The organism is Thiorhodococcus minor (genome assembly GCF_010820565.1).
In the GTDB taxonomy this organism is placed as follows: Bacteria; Pseudomonadota; Gammaproteobacteria; order Chromatiales; family Chromatiaceae; genus Thiorhodococcus; species Thiorhodococcus minor.
In genome coordinates, this window is sequence record NZ_JAAIJQ010000008.1 from 12,467 (window position 1) to 29,940 (window position 17,474).

Annotated in this window: 13 protein-coding genes; 8 read left to right on the top strand and 5 right to left on the bottom strand. The window is 66.2% G+C overall.

Translation table 11 applies throughout. The features are described from left to right. Window positions 1–25: 25 nt before the first annotated feature. Entirely contained in the window at window positions 26–1,177 is a 1,152-nt protein-coding gene (locus G3446_RS04035) for a DUF819 family protein (protein ID WP_164451126.1), read from the bottom strand. 281 nt (window positions 1,178–1,458) lie between these two features. On the opposite strand from G3446_RS04035, the gene G3446_RS04040 reads away from it, so the two are divergent. From G3446_RS04040 to G3446_RS04060, 5 genes are all read left to right on the top strand, one after another. Next, window positions 1,459–2,562: a GNAT family N-acetyltransferase/peptidase C39 family protein gene (locus G3446_RS04040; RefSeq protein ID WP_164451127.1), complete on the top strand. Its 1,104-nt coding sequence runs from the start codon at window positions 1,459–1,461 to the stop codon at window positions 2,560–2,562. Beyond that, the gene (locus G3446_RS04045) at window positions 2,555–4,036 is read left to right on the top strand and encodes a RimK family protein (RefSeq protein ID WP_164451128.1); all 1,482 of its coding nucleotides are present in this window, start codon (window positions 2,555–2,557) and stop codon (window positions 4,034–4,036) included. The genes G3446_RS04040 and G3446_RS04045 overlap by 8 nt, the downstream gene beginning before the upstream one ends. Before the next feature lie 177 nt (window positions 4,037–4,213). Next, complete coding sequence (locus G3446_RS04050) at window positions 4,214–5,716, top strand: RsmB/NOP family class I SAM-dependent RNA methyltransferase (RefSeq protein WP_164451129.1); 1,503 nt, start codon at window positions 4,214–4,216, stop codon at window positions 5,714–5,716. A 454-nt stretch (window positions 5,717–6,170) separates the two neighbouring features. Continuing rightward, window positions 6,171–6,806 carry a carboxypeptidase regulatory-like domain-containing protein gene (locus tag G3446_RS04055; RefSeq protein WP_209262253.1) on the top strand — a complete coding sequence of 212 codons (636 nt, stop codon included), beginning with the start codon at window positions 6,171–6,173 and terminating at the stop codon, window positions 6,804–6,806. 385 nt (window positions 6,807–7,191) lie between these two features. Further along, window positions 7,192–8,901, top strand: coding sequence for a methyl-accepting chemotaxis protein (locus G3446_RS04060; protein WP_164451130.1), 1,710 nt, complete (start codon window positions 7,192–7,194; stop codon window positions 8,899–8,901). Here G3446_RS04060 and G3446_RS04065 read toward each other — a convergent pair. Then, complete coding sequence (locus tag G3446_RS04065; RefSeq protein ID WP_164451131.1) at window positions 8,845–9,438, bottom strand: TetR/AcrR family transcriptional regulator; 594 nt, start codon at window positions 9,436–9,438, stop codon at window positions 8,845–8,847. The genes G3446_RS04060 and G3446_RS04065 overlap by 57 nt on opposite strands. A gap of 182 nt (window positions 9,439–9,620) precedes the next feature. On the opposite strand from G3446_RS04065, the gene G3446_RS04070 reads away from it, so the two are divergent. From G3446_RS04070 to G3446_RS04080, 3 genes are all read left to right on the top strand, one after another. Beyond that, window positions 9,621–10,811 carry an efflux RND transporter periplasmic adaptor subunit gene (locus G3446_RS04070; RefSeq protein ID WP_164451132.1) on the top strand — a complete coding sequence of 397 codons (1,191 nt, stop codon included), beginning with the start codon at window positions 9,621–9,623 and terminating at the stop codon, window positions 10,809–10,811. A gap of 522 nt (window positions 10,812–11,333) precedes the next feature. Beyond that, window positions 11,334–14,462 carry an efflux RND transporter permease subunit gene (locus G3446_RS04075; RefSeq protein ID WP_164451133.1) on the top strand — a complete coding sequence of 1,043 codons (3,129 nt, stop codon included), beginning with the start codon at window positions 11,334–11,336 and terminating at the stop codon, window positions 14,460–14,462. A gap of 165 nt (window positions 14,463–14,627) precedes the next feature. Next, the gene (locus G3446_RS04080; protein WP_164451134.1) at window positions 14,628–14,921 is read left to right on the top strand and encodes an RNA-binding protein; all 294 of its coding nucleotides are present in this window, start codon (window positions 14,628–14,630) and stop codon (window positions 14,919–14,921) included. A 220-nt stretch (window positions 14,922–15,141) separates the two neighbouring features. On the opposite strand, the gene G3446_RS04085 is transcribed toward G3446_RS04080, so the two are convergent. Genes G3446_RS04085 through pomA form a run of 3 tightly spaced genes read right to left on the bottom strand, consistent with a single transcriptional unit; the run spans window position 15,142 to window position 17,382 of the window. Beyond that, window positions 15,142–15,735 carry a PilZ domain-containing protein gene (locus G3446_RS04085; RefSeq protein ID WP_164451135.1) on the bottom strand — a complete coding sequence of 198 codons (594 nt, stop codon included), beginning with the start codon at window positions 15,733–15,735 and terminating at the stop codon, window positions 15,142–15,144. Further along, window positions 15,728–16,585 (bottom strand): type VI secretion system protein TssL, long form, encoded by an 858-nt coding sequence (gene tssL, locus G3446_RS04090; protein ID WP_164451136.1) that lies wholly within the window; start codon window positions 16,583–16,585, stop codon window positions 15,728–15,730. The genes G3446_RS04085 and tssL overlap by 8 nt, the downstream gene beginning before the upstream one ends. A gap of 35 nt (window positions 16,586–16,620) precedes the next feature. Then, the gene (pomA, locus tag G3446_RS04095) at window positions 16,621–17,382 is read right to left on the bottom strand and encodes a flagellar motor protein PomA (RefSeq protein WP_164451137.1); all 762 of its coding nucleotides are present in this window, start codon (window positions 17,380–17,382) and stop codon (window positions 16,621–16,623) included. Window positions 17,383–17,474: the final 92 nt, after the last annotated feature.

The following is a 17,474-nucleotide window of genomic DNA, read 5'->3' on the forward strand; positions in this document are numbered from 1 at the left end:
CGCGGACCATTGGCGGCGTCTCGGGTCAACCGGCTAGCCAGGTCCCGAGCGCGACCCCGACGAAGTTGGCGACCGCATAGCCGAAGGTGCCGCAGAGGACGATGGGCACCACCAGCGGATCCCAGCGCTTGGCGAGCACCATGGCCGCCGCCGTCGTCGGGCCGCCGCAGTTGGCGTTGGAGGCGGCGGCGATCTCGCGCAGGTCGAGGCGCGCGATCCAGCCGCCGACCAGCAGGAAGAGCAGATGGACGGCGATCAAGACGCTCAGGAAGAGCACCACCACGGGGCCGATCTCGATCACCGCCGGCAGACTGGCGGCGGCACCGATCACCACGAAGAAGAGCTGCATCAGGGCCAGGCCCAGGGGCTGGATGCCGCGGATCTTGGCGATCGGCCGGCTGCCCAGGGTGGCGACGGCGACGGCCAGCGCGGTCGTCCAGAGGATGCCGGCCCCGGCGAAGTCGGTGAATCCGGCCAGCCAATCCCCGACGAAGCAGATGGCTGCGGCGAGCGCCAAGGTCATGAGGACATCCCAAGGCCGTAGCCTCCTTTCCGCTGCCGTCTCGAGCTGGTCACCTGCGCTTGCTGTCAGCTGGATCTCGCCGCCGCGCTTGGCGAAGAGCCGCTGAAGCACCGGGATCTCCGGCAGCGAGAAGAGCAGCACGAAATAGGCGGCCATCACCAGATTGTCCGCCGCCATGGCCCCGGCCTGGACGCTCGGGAAGGCATCCAGCCCCAGTGCCTTGGAGGTGGCTAGGAAGTTGATGGAGCCGCCGATGTAGCTCGCCGCGAAGGTGCCGCTCAGCTCGGCGGCGTGGGGCAAGGAGGAGAAGAGCGCAAAGGCCGTCAGGGCGCCGGCCAAGGTGCCCAATGCGCCGATCAGGAAGGCCTGCATCAGCCGCCGCGTCTCCCGAAAGATGCGCCTTAGGTCGGCGTGCAGCAGGAGCAGCACCAGCCCGAAGGGCAGCGCCTGACTCCAGATGAAATCATAGACAGGCGAGGCGAAGGGCAGGATGCCGAGGTTGGAGAAGAGCATCCCGCCCAGGATGCCCATGACGACGCCCGAGATGCGCCGGCCGATCCCGCGCTGCTCGAGCCAGAGCGCGACGGCTCCGATGAGCGTCAACGCAGCGCTGATGCCAAAGACGGAGTCCGCTGGGATGAGTGAGGCCGGCATGGCGTGCTGCTCCCGATGGAGATCGGGCCATGATTATGCTGAGGCCATGATTATGCTGAAAAGAGGAGCTGAGCCGCAAAGGCGCGAAGGATGCGAAGGATTTCAATGTGCTGCTTCGTCGAATGTGCTCGCCGGGCGGCCGTTGAGGTTCGGCCTGGGTAAGCTCGCTTGCTTTTTTGCAGCGCTGCGGTAGATTCCAGCGAAATCTCGTCCTCGGGCTCCCCGCCTTGCCAACCCCCTCCGTGACACCTTTGTCGCGCGCCAGCGGCGCTGAGACGCCATTGGTGCGAGCGGCCGTCATCAGCGACCTCAGTGCCTTGCTCCGGCTGGAGGAGGCTTGCTTCGAGACGGACCGCATCAACCGACGGCAGTTTCGCTATCTCTTGACGCGCGGTCGGGCTCGCGTACTGGTGGCCGAAGCGTCCGCGATCTTGCTCGGCTATGTCCTCGTCCTCTTCAGCCGGGCGACCTCGGTCGCGCGGCTCTATTCGATCGCGGTCTCGGAGCAGGCGCGCGGGCGCGGCGTCGGCCGGCTCCTCGTCGATGCGGCGGAGCGCGTGGCCTGGGAGGAGGACCGCGCCTACATGCGCTTGGAGATCCGTCGCGACAACCTGGCCTCTCAGGCGCTCTTCGAGCAAGCGGGCTACCGCCGTTTCGGTGTGCTCTCGGACTATTACGAAGACCACATGGAGGCGCTACGCTACGAGAAGCTGATCGCACCCGAGCTCAAGCCGGAGCTCAAGCGCGTGCCCTTCTACGAGCAGACCCTGGATTTCACCTGCGGCCCCTCGTCGCTGATGATGGCCATGCAGGCCCTGCGCCCGAGCCTTGAACTCAATCGGACCCTCGAGCTGCGCGTCTGGCGCGAATCCACCACCATCTTCATGACGTCCGGGCATGGTGGCTGCGGGCCGCTCGGGCTGGCGCTCGCGGCGCATCGGCGCGGGTTCGAGGTCGAGGTCTTCGTGAACGACACCGGCGTTTTGCTCGTCGACTCCGTGCGCAGCCCGGAGAAGAAGGAGGTGATGCGCCTGGTCCACGAGGACATGCTCGCCGAGGCCGAGCAGCGCGGCATTCCGATCCACTACGAGACGCTGAGCATTGCCGACCTGCAGGCGCGCTGGGACGCGGGCGTCGTGCCCCTGGTCCTCATCAGCTCCTATCGCATCTATCAGGAAAAATTCCCTCACTGGGTCGTAATCACCGGCTTCGACGAGCACTTCGTCTACGTCCACGACCCCTACGTCGACTACGACAACGGAGAGACCACGCTGGACTCCATCGATATGCCCATTCAACGCGACGAGCTTCGCCGCATGGCCCGCTATGGCCGCGTGGGTCTGCAGGCCGTCGTCCTGGTGTCCGAGCCGCGCGGCCATGGCTGAGCATCTGTTGCTGGTCGAGCAGCAAGGCGACTGGAAGCCGGGCTATCCGCGCCTCCCGGTCGTGACGGCGCGGGACTACCTTGCCGGCGGCGATCTGGCCGCCAAGCGCGATCTCAGGGTCATCAACCTCTGCCGCAGCTACCGCTATCTGTCGCTGGGCTATTACTGCTCATTGCTCGCCGAGGCCCGCGGGCACAAGGTGATCCCGTCCGTCCGAACCATTCAGGAGCTCTCCAGCCGGGAGATCTACGGGCTCGAGACCGAGGAGCTCAATGCCCTGGCGCAGCGCCTCCTCGGCCGGCGCAAGACGACGGCCCTGGTCCCGACGGCCTATGAGCTGACCATCTGCTTCGGTCAGTGCGACCTGAAGGAGCTGCAGCCGCTGGCCCGTCAGATCTTCGAGACGTTCCGATGCCCCATCCTCAAGGTCGAGTTTCGGTTTCAGGGGACCTGGCGGATCGGGGCCATCAAGGCCCTGCCGATCACTTCAATCGGTGACGATGCGGACAGCCCGCTGTTCGCCGCGCTGGAGGGCTACCTCTCGAAGCGCTGGCGGCAGCCGCGCGCGCGGCTGTCTTATCGCTATGATCTGGCGATCCTGCACGACCCCAACGAAGAGCTGCCGCCTTCGGATGCCAAGGCACTGGCGCGCTTCGTCAAGGCCGGCAAGGCCCAGGGCGTGAACGTCGAGCTGATCCAGCGCAAGGACTACGGCCGGCTGGCAGAATACGACGCGCTCTTCATCCGCGAGACGACGCGCATCGGGCATCACACCTTCCGCTTCGCCAAGAAGGCCGACAGCGAGGGCATGGTGGTCATCGACGATCCCGACTCCATCATGCGCTGCACCAACAAGGTCTATCTCGCCGAGCTGTTGGCGGCGAATCGCATCCCGCGGCCCAAGACGATCATTCTGCGCAAGGAGAATCTGATGGATGCCGAGGAGCAGATCGGCTACCCCATCGTGCTCAAGATTCCGGAGGGCTCCTTCTCGCGCGGCGTCTTCAAGGCGGAGGATCGCAGCAGCCTGACGCGCATCGCGGCTCGGCTGTTCAAGGAATCCGATCTCATCCTGGCGCAGGAATTTCTCTATACGCCCTTCGATTGGCGGATCGGCGTGCTCGGGCGTAAGCCCTTATACGCCTGCAAGTACCTGATGAGTCGCGACCACTGGCAGATCGTCAAGCACGAGGTCGATGGTCGCCACGAGACCGGCGGCCATGAGACCCTGGCGGTCGAAGCGGTCCCGCCGGCGGTCATCAAGACGGCCTTGCGCGCGGCCGACCTGATCGGCGACGGTCTCTATGGCGTCGATCTCAAGGAGACGGCCGCCGGTTCGGTCGTCATCGAGGTCAACGACAACCCCAGCCTGGATGCCGACGTCGAGGACAGGGTGCTCGGCGACCAGCTCTATGCGCGTTTGATCGGTGAGATGGTCGAGCGGCTCGATCGGCGTCGGGCGCGGAAAATCTGAGGTGTCAGGTGTCAGGTGTCAGGTGTCAGTTCCGAGCTGCGGCTTCGGCTTCGGCTTCGACGTTGAGCATCTCGCCCACCAAGCGATCGATCGGCGTCGCGCCTTGAGCCATTCAAACTCACGCTGGTCGCTGCATCTTTCGCGCCTCCATCTTTTTCGGTTTCCTAGGACGAGCCCATGACAGAACACTCGGGTCGCGGCAGCGCGGCCTCGCTCAATACTCCGGCCGATGTTGCGGCATCGGCGCTCTCACGCTATCGCGATCTGGTCGACGACTGGGACGCCTTTGCCGCGGCCCTGTGCCGTCCGCTGCCCGGGAGCGTCTGGGCGAATCCGACGCGGATCGGTGTCGACGCGCTTGCAGGGCTGCTCGCGGAGCAGGGCGTGGAGGCTGTGCCGGTGTCGGGATTGCCTGGCGCATTGCAGGTGCCGGCGAGCTTTCGGACGGGTCAGCAGTGGTGGTATTGCATCGGCTTGGCGCATGCCCAGGAGGTGGTGTCGCAGATCCCGGCGACGCTGATGGACCTGAGGCCCGGGCAGCGGGTGCTGGATATGTGCGCGGCGCCCGGCGGCAAGACGGCGCAGATCGCCTTCGCGCTGGGGAATCGCGGCACCCTGGTCGCCAATGATGTCTCCTTTCAGCGCATCAAGGCGCTGCAGGGCAATCTGGATCGGCTGGGTGTGGTCAATGTGACGACGACCTGCGGCGACGCGGGCAACTGGCCGGCCGCCGGCGGCCAGTTCGACCGCATCCTGGTCGACGCGCCCTGCTCCAGCGAGGGCACGGTACGGCGCAATGCCTCGCTGCTGCAGCGGATGGCTCTAGCCAACTCGGAGCGTCTCGGGCCGCGGCAGCGCGCCTTGCTGCGCAAGGCGGTCCAGCGTTGTCGTCCGGGCGGTCGCATTCTCTACTCGACCTGCACCTTCGCGCCCGAGGAGAACGAGCTGGTGGTCGCGGATATCCTCGCGGAGCTGCCGGATGCCCTGCGGCTGGTGCCTGTGAGCATCCCGGGCTTTCGGACGGCGCCTGGCATCACCGCCTGGCAGGGGAGGGAGCTACCCGCTGATCTCGCGCACTGTCATCGCTTCTGGCCCCACCATAACGACACGGGCGGCTTCTTCATCGCGGTGCTGGAGAAGCGCGGCGACCTGCCGTCGGAGCCCGAGCCCAAGCCCGCCGAGCTCAGCGACGCGGAGCATGACGACTGGCTGACGGGCCTGGATGCCAAGTACGGCTTTCCGGAGGACTACTGGACGCACTACCGCGTCAACCGCCAGACGCGGCGCGGGCTGCACCTGATGGCGGCGGATCACGTCCCGCCGGCCGTGCCCAAGTCCGAGGGCAGCGGCCTCTTCTTTCACCGCACCAACGTGCGCCCGCCCAAGCCGACGACCGCCGGTGCCCTGCTGCTCGGGCGTGACGTCAGCCGGTTTCGGCTCGAGCTGACACAGGCGCAGCGCGACGCCTACATGCGCCGCGAGACCTTCGAGCCGACCGCGGCGCAAGCGGCATTGGATCAGCGGGGACAGATGATGGTGACCTATGCCGGCCATGCCCTGGGCGTCGCCATCTTCCATCGCTCGGGCGTCATCGAGAGCCAGTTTCCGCGCCGCTGGAGCGGGTGCGCGGCCGGGCCGCAGCAGGGTCAGGGGGGCGCACCTGCGGATGCAGAGGATTGAGGGCCGTCGGCGCCCCAGGGCTTTCTGCGAATCCCAAGGCCGCGCAGGGCGCTAAGACCGTCGATGACTCCTAACGGCAGATCGGACTGGAGCCTCAGCCCACGGTGGGGTTTCCGGGTCGACGGTGTTTCATCCTAGAAAGAGCCGTCAGCCGTCAGCCGCCAGCGGCCAGCCGCCAGCGGCCAGCTGTTGGTTTGCCTAGGTCCTCGCCTGGCGAAGCCTTCACCCATTGGGTGAGCTCGGGCGGGCACGCCGTGTCGACCAACTGATTGATCGGAAAAAGCTGGTCGCTGGAGGCAGGAAGCTGGCAGCTCTATTTGGGCTCATCCCCCGTTCGGCCACAGATGAGCAGTGTGCCTCACCTGCATTAGACTTGGGCGTAGCTCCAAGCTGGTTGTTGGGTGTTTCGATCGTTCGACCTGAATCGTTCGAGCCGACATGAAGGAGGCTTTACATGAGAAGACGCAAGCTGATGCTGTGCTCGACCGCGTGGATCGGGTTCTCGGTCTGCGGGGCTGCCCCCTCGGCCGGGGCGGAGGAGATGCAGCCAGAGCCTAGATGGCGGGACGGTGTGCGCACCGAATGGGCGATTGCGCCAGAGGGCACAGGCGCGCCGGCCGGGGCGCTTCCAGAGGGGACGGTGCTGCAAGACGAGACCGTCTTGCCCGCTGGCACTGTCTTGCCTGGTGGTGCCCTGCTGCCGGAGACGCCTGTGGCGCCCGCCTCGACCTATGCGCCGGCCCCCAAGAATGCCGTGGACGTGGATGCCGCAACCGGGGTTCCCTACATCAGCGGCGGTATTGGCGTCTCCGGCCGCGAGGAGATGGAATCGCTGAAATCCAGGTTCAATCTGCGCCTGCTCTTCGCGATCAAGGGGTCCGGATCCTACTTGGCCGACGTCAAGGTGCGGATCGACGACGCGGCCGGTCCGACGCTGCTCGATGCCGTATCCCAGGGGCCTTGGTTCTACGCCAGCCTGTCTCCCGGACGCTATATCCTGACGGTCGATAACGCCGGGCAGGCGCAGACCCGGGAGGTCAAGGTCCCGGCGAGCGGGGCCTTGGAGCAGTCTTTCTACTGGACCGACTGATTCTCGCCTCTCGGTGAGCCCCCTGGCGTGCCGTCTCGGCGGCGCGCCAGGGCGTGCTTCATGACGATCTCGTTTCGGGGCCATCGGTCGCCGGTTTCCCGAACTGTGACCTTACGCAAGCTTTGCCGACTACCGGCACCGCCCGGATTGCCGGACAATTGGGGTCCAAGGCGCGACCGCGCAGCGACGTGGTCGGCGCCTCGCCATCCTCCGTTGGAATGGGCGTCGCTGTTGGATGCCCGCGACGATGGCAATCGACCGCGTCTTTGCTCCCCTAGCTGCACCCAATGACCCGACCGGCCCGAATCGGCTGGCGGCGAGGTGCGACCATCGGAATCTTGGCTTACTCGGGCAATGGATTCAGGGATTGCCCAGGAGGATCCCAGTGAGAATCGTCGATGACACCAAGATCGGCGCCAAGCTGATCGCGCTAGTGCTCTTTCCCACCTTGGCCATGCTGCTCCTCGGCTTGGTCGCCTCCACGCTGCTGAAACAAGTCAATCAGGGCGTCGATCGGATCTACCTGGACCGCGTCGTGCCGCTTCAGGACCTCAAGACCATCGCCGACGATTACGCCGTGCTCGTGATCGACGCAGTCAATAAAGCGAACGCCGGGCGCTTCAGCGCGGAGGAGGCGCTCGAGAGCATTCGCCGCGCGCAAGAGAGCATCCATGCGCGCTGGGCCGCCTATCTCGAGACCCAGCTCACGCCCGAGGAGGCGCAGCTGGTGGCAGAGACGAAGCTGCTCTTCGAGCAGGCGGACGCGACCATCGCGGCCCTGGCCGAGCGGCTCGGCCGCCTGCGCGGGCGCGTCGAGGGACAGCTGGCGGCCTTCGATGGTCCCCTCTACGACCAAATCGACCCCATCAGCAGCAAGATCACCGAGCTGGTCGATCTTCAGCTCAGGGTTGCACAAGAGGAGCGCGAGCATGCCCACCAGCTCTATGCGACCTCGCTGAGGGCCTTCGTCCTGCTCGCGAGCGTCGCCGTAATTGGTGGCATGCTCCTCGGCTGGGTCTTCTACCGCTCCATCATGGGGCAGCTCGGCCGCCTGAGGACCGCCATGGGGCGCATCGTCGAGCAGGCCGATCTGTCCGTCTCCTCGGGCATCGTCTCCAAGAACGAGATCGGCGCCATCGCCCGCAGCTTCGATGACATGGTCGCCAAGCTGCGTCTGCTGGTGGAGCAGATCAACGGCTCCGCCATGACTCTCTCGAGCGCGACCGGCCAGATGTCGGGCAATCTGATCCAGGTGCGGGAGGTGGCCGAGCGGCAGCGTCAGGAGACGGATCAGGTCGCTACAGCCGTCGAGGAGATGACCGCCTCTGCCGAGGAGGTGGCCCGCAATACCTCCATGGCAGCCGGCGCGGCCCAGCAGTCCAAGCGCCTCGCGGACGAGGGGCAAGGTGCCGTGACTCAGGCGATCGAGGCCATGTCGGGACTGGCGTCGAGCGTCGCGGACGCGGCGGAGAGCGTGCGCATCCTGGAGCAGGATACCCAGGACATCGGTAAGGTGCTGGACGTGATTCAGGAAATCACCAGCCAGACCGGTCTTCTGGCGCTGAATGCGGCCATCGAGGCAGCGCGCGCGGGCGAGGCCGGCCGGGGATTCGCCGTCGTGGCGGACGAGGTGCGGACACTGGCGCAGCGCACCCAGTCCTCGGCCGAGGAGATCGAGGACATGGTGCGCCGGCTGCAGCAGAGAGCGCAGCAGGTCGCTTACGAGATGGTGCGCAGCCAGGACGGCGCGGCCTCCTCCGTGGAGACGGCGGGCAAGGCGGGCGAGGCGCTGGGCGCCATCACGGCGGCCGTCGACGGGATCTCGACGAGCATGACGCAGATCGCGAGCGCCGCCGAGGAGCAAACGGCCGTGGCCACTGAGATCAGCCGCGGCGCGGCCTCCATCCACCAGGCCAGCCGCCGCTCGAGCGACAACATGCTGGAGCTCGAGCAGGCGGGCAAGGGCCTCGAGGGCCTTGCCTCCGAGCTGCGCGAGCGGGCGACGCAGTTCAAGCTCGCGGCGGCGCCGAGCGCTCGGCTAGACGAAGGTCTCCAAGGCCTTCCGCAACAATGGAGCCAGGGCCTCGCGGTCTAGCTCCGGATGATTGACGAAGCGCGCGTAGAGGCCGTCGAACAGGGTGATCATGATCTCTGTCTCGGCGGCCTTGTCCGTGGGCTCGCGGCCGCGCTCGCGGCTCGCCCGCTGCATCAGCTCGCGCAGACGCTCCCGTCTGACCTTGTCCGCCGTCCGAACGCTCTCCGCGACCCTGGGGTTGCGGGCCGCCTCCGCCAGGATCTCCAGCTCTAGCGCGGCGCTCTCCAGATCCGACCTCTCCTGCAGACCGAGGTCGACGCGGTCGAGCATGGCCTGGAAGACGTCTTCCGCGTCCTCGAATTGCCGCACCATGTCCAGCGACTGATCGAGCTTTTGCTCGATCAGCGCGGTGATGATCGCCTCCTTGCTCGGGAAGAAGTGGTAGATGTGCCCCGGGCTCATGCCGCACGCCTGCGAGAGCTTGGCGATGCTGGTGGCGTGAAAGCCGTGCTGCGCGAAGCAGCTGGCGGCCGCCTCGAGAATCTGGCTGCGTCTGGCGTGGCAGCGGGCTGATTCGCAGGTCGGCTGATCTGTCATGCGTGGCTCCTCGTCTGGCTCTGGCGTCTGCGGCTGTCTGCGGGCCGTGCCGCCCCTTTGGGGGGTCGAGGCTCGTCTCGGGAATGCAAGCTTGACACTTGACGTCGGCCGTCTCGATCACTAGATTGAACATTCATTCTAGAATGAACGTTCAGTCGCTGTTTTTCCAGCCCGAGGTGATCATGATTGCCGACGCTCGGCGGCCATTGACGGCCGCGCTCTTCCCGCTGACCGCTGCATTGCTCCTGACGGGCTGCGGCGCGCCGGACCAGGCCGCCGGGCCGGGCGGTGGTGGTGCGGCGACTCCTGAAGTGGGCACGGTGACCGTCCGGACCCGTCCAGCGACCCTGTCGACGGAGCTTCCCGGCCGCACGACGCCCTACCGCATCGCGGAGGTTCGGCCCCAGGTCGGCGGCATCATCCAGGAGCGTCTCTTCAAAGAGGGCGGGCAGATCTCCATCGGTCAGGTGCTCTACCAGATCGATCCGGCGGTCTACCAAGCGACCTACGACAGCGCCAAGGCCGCGCTGGCGCGCTCCAAGGCGACCCTGGAGCGCGCCCGGCTCAAGGCCGAGCGCTATGCCGGCCTGGTCAAGGCGAATGCCGTCAGTCAGGAAGATCACGACGACGCCGAGGCCGCGCTCAAGGAGGCGGCCGCGAGCGTCGCGGTCGACGAGGCCGACCTGGCCACGGCGCGCATCGACCTGGAGTACACGCGCGTGACCTCGCCCATCGCCGGGCGAATCGGGCGCTCCACCGTGACCCAGGGCGCCCTGGTGACCGCCAACCAAGAGCTGGCGCTGGCCACGGTGCAGCAGCTCGATCCCATCTATGTCGACCTGACGCAGTCGAGCGCTCAGCTCCTGCGCCTGCGTCGCGCCCTGGAGGACGGTCGCCTGAAGCGGCCCGACGGCGATCAGCCCAAGGTGACCCTGACGCTGGAAGACGGCACGCGCTATCCCTTGGAGGGGCGTCTGGAATTCTCCGAAGTTACGGTCGACCAGGGCACGGGTGCGGTCACCCTGCGCGCGAGCTTCCCCAATCCGGATCATGTCTTGCTGCCCGGCATGTTCGTGCGTGCCAGCGTGGAGGAGGGCATCCGGCCGGACGCCATCCTGGTGCCCCAGCAGGGCGTTCAGCGCGACCGTCGCGGCAACCCCACGGCCTTGGTCCTGACCGAATCGGGAGAGGTCGAGCAGCGCACCTTGAAGACGGATCGCGCCATGGGCGATCAGTGGCTGATCGACTCGGGTCTGGCCCCGGGCGACCGCTTGATCGTCGAGGGCACGCAAAAGGTGCGTGCCGGGGCCAAGGCGAAGGGCGTCGACCTGAGCGAGAAGCTCGCGGAGGCAGTCGCCTCGACCAGCCCTTGATCCTGAAAAGAGCCCTTGGACCGCAAAGCGCACGAAGAGCGCGCGATCCGTGGGAGCGGCGCCTCGCCGCGATTGGCGTGGTCGGAGCATGCCTCGTCGCGCCGGGGCTGCGCTCCCACGAAGCTCGTGCCCGAGCAAGGAGGCAGACGCTACGCGATCCTGAATCCTAGATCGAGCAGGCCGGTAGGGTGGACGAGCGAGAGCGAAGTCCACCGAATCCCGCGCCGGCGTTGGTGGACTGCGCTGCGCTCGTCCACCCGACGGGAGACCACTGGCCGAATCGATGATCGATGCCCAAGGGGGTGACATGGATGTATTGAGCAACCCTTTGTTTTACCTGGTGTCTTTTGCGCCTTTGCTCTGAGGCTCGAATTGCCGAATCCAGGTAGAACGACTGAGCGCAGCTCCAAACCAAAGCGCTAGGCTGGCCGCTGGTGGCTGGCAGCGTCTGATCGATCGATTCTCGCGCTCGGTGCGCGCGTTCGCACCGGACCCACCCATAGGACCCGAGGACCCTCATCCATGGCCCGTTTCTTCATCGACCGTCCCGTCTTCGCCTGGGTGATCGCCATCGTCATCATGCTGGCGGGCGTCCTCTCCATCCTGTCGCTGCCGGTGTCCCAGTACCCGAGCATCGCGCCGCCGGCGATCTCGATCACGGCGACCTATCCGGGCGCCTCCGCCCAGACCGTGCAGGACTCGGTGACGCAGGTCATCGAGCAGCAGATGAACGGGCTGGATGGGCTGAGATATATGTCGTCGACCAGCGAGTCGAACGGCGTCGCCACGGTGACGCTGACCTTCAACAACGGCGTGGACCCCGACGTCGCGCAGATGCAGGTGCAGAACAAGCTGCAGCTCGCCACCGCCGTCCTGCCCTCGGCGGTCCAGCAGCAGGGGCTTCAGGTCGCCAAGTCCGTGAGGAACTTCCTCATGGTCGTCGCCTTCGTCTCGCGCGACGGCAGCCTGGGCAGCGCCGACCTGGGCGACTATGCCGCGAGCCTGGTGAAGGACCCCCTGAGCCGGGTGCCGGGCGTCGGCGAGATCACCCTGTTCGAGGCCCAGTATGCGATGCGGATCTGGCTGGACCCGAACCGGCTCAACCAGTACGGGCTGAGCCCGGCGGACGTGATGGCGGCGATCGAGGCCGAGAATGCCCAGGTCTCGGCCGGCCAGCTCGGGGCGATTCCGGCCGTCCAAGGGCAGCGTCTGACCGCGACGGTGAATGTCCAGAGCCGCCTGAATACGCCGGATGCGTTCGGCGCCATCCGTCTGCGCACCGAGGCCGATGGCTCCACCGTGCTGCTGCGCGACGTGGCGCGCATCGAGCTGGGCAGCGAGAGCTATACCAAGACGGCCAGGCACAATGGCAAGCCTGCCGCCGGCATGGCCATTCGGCTCGCGACGGGCGCCAATGCCCTGGAAACGGCGGAGGCCGTCAAGAAGAAGGTGACGGAGCTGTCCGCTTTCTTCCCGCCGGGAATGGAGGCCGTCTATCCCTATGACACCACGCCCTTCGTGAGCATCTCCATCAAGGAGGTGATCAAGACCCTGATCGAGGCGGTCATCCTGGTCTTCTTGGTGATGTACCTCTTCCTGCAGAACTTCCGGGCGACGCTCATCCCGGCCATCGCCGTCCCGGTCGTCCTGCTGGGCACCTTCGGCGTGCTGGCGGCCTTCGGCTTCTCCATCAATACCCTGACGCTCTTCGCCATGGTGCTGGCCATCGGCCTGCTGGTGGACGACGCCATCGTGGTGGTGGAGAACGTCGAGCGCGTGATGCGCGAGGAGCAGCTGCCGCCCAAGGAGGCGACGCGTCGCTCCATGGACCAGATCACCAGCGCCCTGGTCGGCATCGCCCTGGTGCTCTCCGCCGTGTTCGTCCCCATGGCCTTCTTCGGCGGCTCGACCGGGGTCATCTATCGCCAGTTCTCCATCACCATCGTCTCGGCCATGCTGCTGTCCGTGGTGGTCGCGCTGACCCTGAGCCCCGCCCTGACCGCGACCCTGCTCAAGCCCATCCCGCACGGCCCGCGGCGCGGCTTCTTCGGCTGGTTCAACCGCAACTTCGCGCGCTCGGTGGATCTCTACGAGAAGGGCGTGGGCGGCATCCTCAAGCGGCGCTGGCGCTTCGTCGGCGTCTATCTGATCTTGGCGGCCGTCATGTGGGGCCTGCACGAGCGCATGCCGACCTCCTTTCTGCCGGAAGAGGACCAGGGCATTCTCATCCTCCAGGTCATGCTGCCCTCGGGCGCGACCCGCGAGCGCACCATCCAGGTGCTGGAGCAGGTCGAGGGCTACTTTCGCGAGAACGAGCAGGAGACCGTTCAGGAGCTGATCACGGTCGCCGGCTTCAGCTTCGCCGGGCAGGGCCAGAACATGGCGATCGGCTTCGTGCGCCTAAAGGACTGGGACCTGCGCGATCGCCCGGATCTGAGGGTCCAGGCCATCGCGGGCCGTGCCATGGGAGCCTTGTCCCAGATCCGTGATGCCCGCGTCTTCGCCTTCGCGCCGCCTGCGGTCATCGAGCTGGGCACGGCCTCCGGCTGGGACGTTCAGCTGCAGGACCGCGCGGGGCTCGGGCACGAGGCGCTGATGGAGGCGCGCGGGCAGCTGCTCGGCATGGCGATGCAGCATCCCAAGCTCGTCGGCGTCCGCCCCAACGGCCGCGAGGATGAGCCGCAATTCCAGGTCGAGGTCGACCGGACCAAGGCGGGTGCGCTCGGCCTTTCGCTCGACAACATCAACCAGACCCTGTCGGTCGGCTGGGGCAGCGCCTATGTCGACGACTTCGTCCACGAGGGCCGCGTGAAGAAGGTCTACATGCAGGCCGACGCACCCTACCGCATGCTCCCCGAGGACCTGGACGACTGGTACGTGCGCAACGGGGATGGCGACATGGTGCCTTTCTCGGCCTTCGCCTCGGGGGGCTGGACCTTCGGCTCGCCGCGCCTGGAGCGCTACAACGGCCTGCCGTCGTCGGAGATCCTCGGTCAGGCGGCGCCTGGCGTGAGCTCGGGCGAGGCCATGAACCTGGTCCAGGAGCTCGCCTCCAAGCTGCCCAAGGGCTTCGGCCTGGAGTGGACCGGGCTCTCCTACGAGGAGCGGGCGGCGGGCGCCCAGGCCCCGGCGCTCTATGCGCTCTCAGCGCTGGTGGTCTTCCTGGCGCTGGCGGCGCTCTATGAGAGCTGGTCCGTGCCCTTCTCGGTCATGCTGGTGGTGCCCCTGGGTGTCTTGGGCGCGGTGGTCGCCGCGAGCGCGGTTGGGCTGCCGAGCGACATCTACTTCCAGGTGGGGCTGCTGGCGACCATCGGCCTCTCGGCCAAGAATGCCATCCTCATCGTCGAGTTCGCCAAGACGCTGCAGGAGCAGGGCAAGGACGCGGTGTCCGCGGCGCTGGAGGCGGCGCGCATGCGAATTCGCCCCATCGTCATGACCTCGCTCGCCTTCGGCTTCGGCGTGCTGCCGCTCGCCATCGGCACGGGGGCAGGCTCGGGCGGGCGGAACGCCATCGGCACCGGCGTGCTCGGCGGCGTGGTTGCGGCGAGCATGCTCGGCGTGCTCTTCGTGCCGCTGTTCTTCGTGCTGATTCGCGGACGGATGAAGCCTGCGGCGGCTAAGGTAGAGCGCGCGTCGGTCGAAGCGACCTAGGCCGGCCGGGGCGCTTGGCTGCTCCAGTTCACAGATGCGCAACAGGATCCCTGAGATCGCCAGACCTTGTCGTCATAACCTGTAGTACGTCAAGTTTTCGCCGTTTCTCCCCGTCTCTAATTGCCGGCAGTGCTGCGGTTGGTAGAGATCATGAGGAGCTGGCGGATGGAGATATTCATTGGGAACCTGCCTGGCCAGGCGACGATTGTCGAGCTGACGGGCTTCTTGGAAGGCGTCGCGCTCAAGCCGGATTACCATTGCTACGAGGGGCGCGACAAAGACAACCGCAACTATCACTACTTCGTCGCCCGGGCGGCTAGCCGTGCGGATGGATTGGCCTTGATCGCTCGGCTGAACGGTCAGCTCTTCGGCGGTCGGCCGATCGAGGCTCGCGAGTATCACCGGCGTGCGCCCTGCTCGGAATGGCCGGGTGCGGAGCGGCGTGTCAACGCGATGTAAGGGAAGGTAGCCACCCCAATTGGAGCCGCAAAGGGCGCAAAGGGCGCAAAGAAAGACAAAGACGCTTCTTGTCATTGGTGCCGGAATCAGTCATCAGGCGCCGGCAACGCTATGCCATGCGAGGGGCTGACGGCTCCGATTGCGCGGCGTCCTCGATGGCTGGCTAGAATCCTGGCCGCTGGCCGCTGGCCGCTGGCCGCTGGCCGCTGGCCGCTGGCCGCTAGTCGAATGCGCTCTCTGAGCTTGCCTGAAGGCGCAGCCGTTGAAGCATGTGAACGTGCCGGATGATGGCCTCGCGATCGGCGTCGCGGATCTGCGTGAACTCCACGGCGGTGGATTCGCAGCCCGCTCCACGCTCGCAGCGCACGATGCGCCCGAGCGTCTTGATGCCGCATCGATCCGGGAAGAGCGTGAGCCGAACCTCTACGAGCGACCCCAGCTCAAAGGTCTCCCTGGCTTCATAGCTCAGACCCTGAGCGCTCAGGTTGACGCGCGTGTCCGGCGCCGAGGCGTAGCCGTCCCCGTCGCCAACCGAGGCCGCCAGCAGATCGATCTGCTTCTCGACCATGCGCATGTAGGCCGCAACCGTGGGGAATTTGTACTCCAGACTGCGCCGCTGCGGGAGATGCGTATCGCGCAGGGCGCGCAGCTCGTTCATGAGACTGGCGTGACTTCCCTCGTCGTCGAAGCCTGAGATTGCCGCGGCCTCGTCCGCCGCGGCGATGGGCACCACCGAGAGTCCGACTTCGTCCTCGATCCGGAAGTACCTGCGTCTTTCCTGGTCCTGTGCGCTTTGCTCGGATGCCTTACTCATCGGGCTGGGCCTTCGCTGCTTGCTCGTCGAGCGTCTGGGTGAGGTCCTGGATCATGGTCTCGGTATCGCGGTCGCTGAGAACGATGATCTCGACGCGCCGATTGGCCGCGCGGCCCTCGGCGGTGTCGTTGGACTCCAGCGGCTGGTTATCGCCGTAGGCCCGGATCTCGATGCGGTTGGGATCCACGGCGCCGATCTCGGTCATGGTGTGCGCAACCGCCGCCGCGCGCGCCGCCGAGAGCACCCAGTTGGAGGGGAACTCATAGGTCTCGATCGGGATGTCGTCGGTATGCCCGGCGACGATGATCTTGCCATCGACGCGGTTGAGCGCATCGCCGATCTTGACCAGCATGTCGCGAAACTCCGCGCTGATCGCGTCCGATGCCGATTCGAAAGAGCCCTTCTCGCGGATGCGGATGACGACCTGATCGTCGATGGTGCTGATCTCGAGCAGGCCTTGCTCGATCTCTTCCTTGAGCGCCTCGCGAAGCTCTTCGGCCTTCTCCTCCGCATCGGCGATGGTCTCCTCGATCTTGAGGAAGTCGCGCATCTCGTCGATGGTCTCCTGCGTGATCTGATTGATCAGCGTCGGCTCGGGCTGGGCGGGGGAGAACTCTTGGGTGATGATGCTGGTGCCTGCCGGGATGTCGGACACCTTGACGTCGCGCTGGACGCCGAAGGCGAACTTCATGGAGCCCGCGACCTGCTTGTACTTGAGCACGTCCATCTCCGAGAAGGACAGCAGCAGCACGAAGAAGCACATCATCAAGGACATGAGATCGGCGAAGGTCATGACCCATGCGGGCGCTCCCTCCGGACACTCTTGCTGATCGCATTCGGTCTCTTCCATCTCTACACCCTATTGGCGGCGCGCGATGATTGGGGTCAGTCTTTGTCCTTGCTCGTGCGCTGGCTCTCGGGCAAGTAGGTCATGAGCAGCTGCTCCAAGACGCGCGGGTTCAGGCCCTCCTGGATGCCGGAGATCGACTCCAGAATCAGGGTCTTGTTGAGCTTCTCCTCGGCGCTCCGCAGCTTGAGCTTCTCGGCGATGGGAATTGCGAAGGCGTTGGCGATGACCGCGCCGTAGAGCGTCGTCAGCAAGGCCACGGCCATGGCGGGGCCGATGCTTTTGGGGTCGTCCATGTTGGCGAGCATCTGCACCAGCCCGATGAGGGTGCCGATCATGCCCATGGCGGGCGCGACGTCGCCGGTCGCCTTGAAGACGTTGTAGCCGGCCTCTTGGCGCTGGATGGTGAGGTTGATGTCCTTGCTCAGCACCTTGGAGACGACCTCCGGCGGGTGGCCGTCGATACAGAGGCTGATGCCAGTTTCCAAGAAGGGGTGGGAGATCTCCTTGCCCTCGAGCGCGAGCAGGCCCTCGCGGCGCGCCACATTGGCCAGGTCGACCGCCTCTTCGATGAGCTTCTGCGGCGGTGTGGTCTTGGCGAAGAAGGCCCCCAAGGCGACCTTGAAGCTGCCGAGGAACTGGCCGAGCGTGCTGCGGAAGAGGACGGCGAAGGCGGTGCCGCCGATGACGATGACCAGGGACGGCACGTTGATGAAGAGCATGACGTCGCCGCCGAGCGCGATCGCGCCCACGATGACGCCAACAGCGCCGATCAGCCCGAGCAAGGTCGCCAGATCCACTACAGCTCTCCCCGAAACATCAGCTCGACGGTCTGCTGACCGTCGGGTCGTTGTACATTAGTATGTGACGCCGACGTCTGTTCGTCGGCTCC

Coding starts and splice junctions, on each gene's coding strand:
- G3446_RS04035 (WP_164451126.1), bottom strand. CDS start 1,177: ATGCCGGCCTCACTCATCCCAGCGGACTCCGTCTTTGGCATCAGCGCT.
- G3446_RS04045 (WP_164451128.1), top strand. CDS start 2,555: ATGGCTGAGCATCTGTTGCTGGTCGAGCAGCAAGGCGACTGGAAGCCG.
- G3446_RS04050 (WP_164451129.1), top strand. CDS start 4,214: ATGACAGAACACTCGGGTCGCGGCAGCGCGGCCTCGCTCAATACTCCG.
- G3446_RS04055 (WP_209262253.1), top strand. CDS start 6,171: ATGAGAAGACGCAAGCTGATGCTGTGCTCGACCGCGTGGATCGGGTTC.
- G3446_RS04065 (WP_164451131.1), bottom strand. CDS start 9,438: ATGACAGATCAGCCGACCTGCGAATCAGCCCGCTGCCACGCCAGACGC.
- G3446_RS04070 (WP_164451132.1), top strand. CDS start 9,621: ATGATTGCCGACGCTCGGCGGCCATTGACGGCCGCGCTCTTCCCGCTG.
- G3446_RS04075 (WP_164451133.1), top strand. CDS start 11,334: ATGGCCCGTTTCTTCATCGACCGTCCCGTCTTCGCCTGGGTGATCGCC.
- G3446_RS04080 (WP_164451134.1), top strand. CDS start 14,628: ATGGAGATATTCATTGGGAACCTGCCTGGCCAGGCGACGATTGTCGAG.
- G3446_RS04085 (WP_164451135.1), bottom strand. CDS start 15,735: ATGAGTAAGGCATCCGAGCAAAGCGCACAGGACCAGGAAAGACGCAGG.
- tssL (WP_164451136.1), bottom strand. CDS start 16,585: ATGGAAGAGACCGAATGCGATCAGCAAGAGTGTCCGGAGGGAGCGCCC.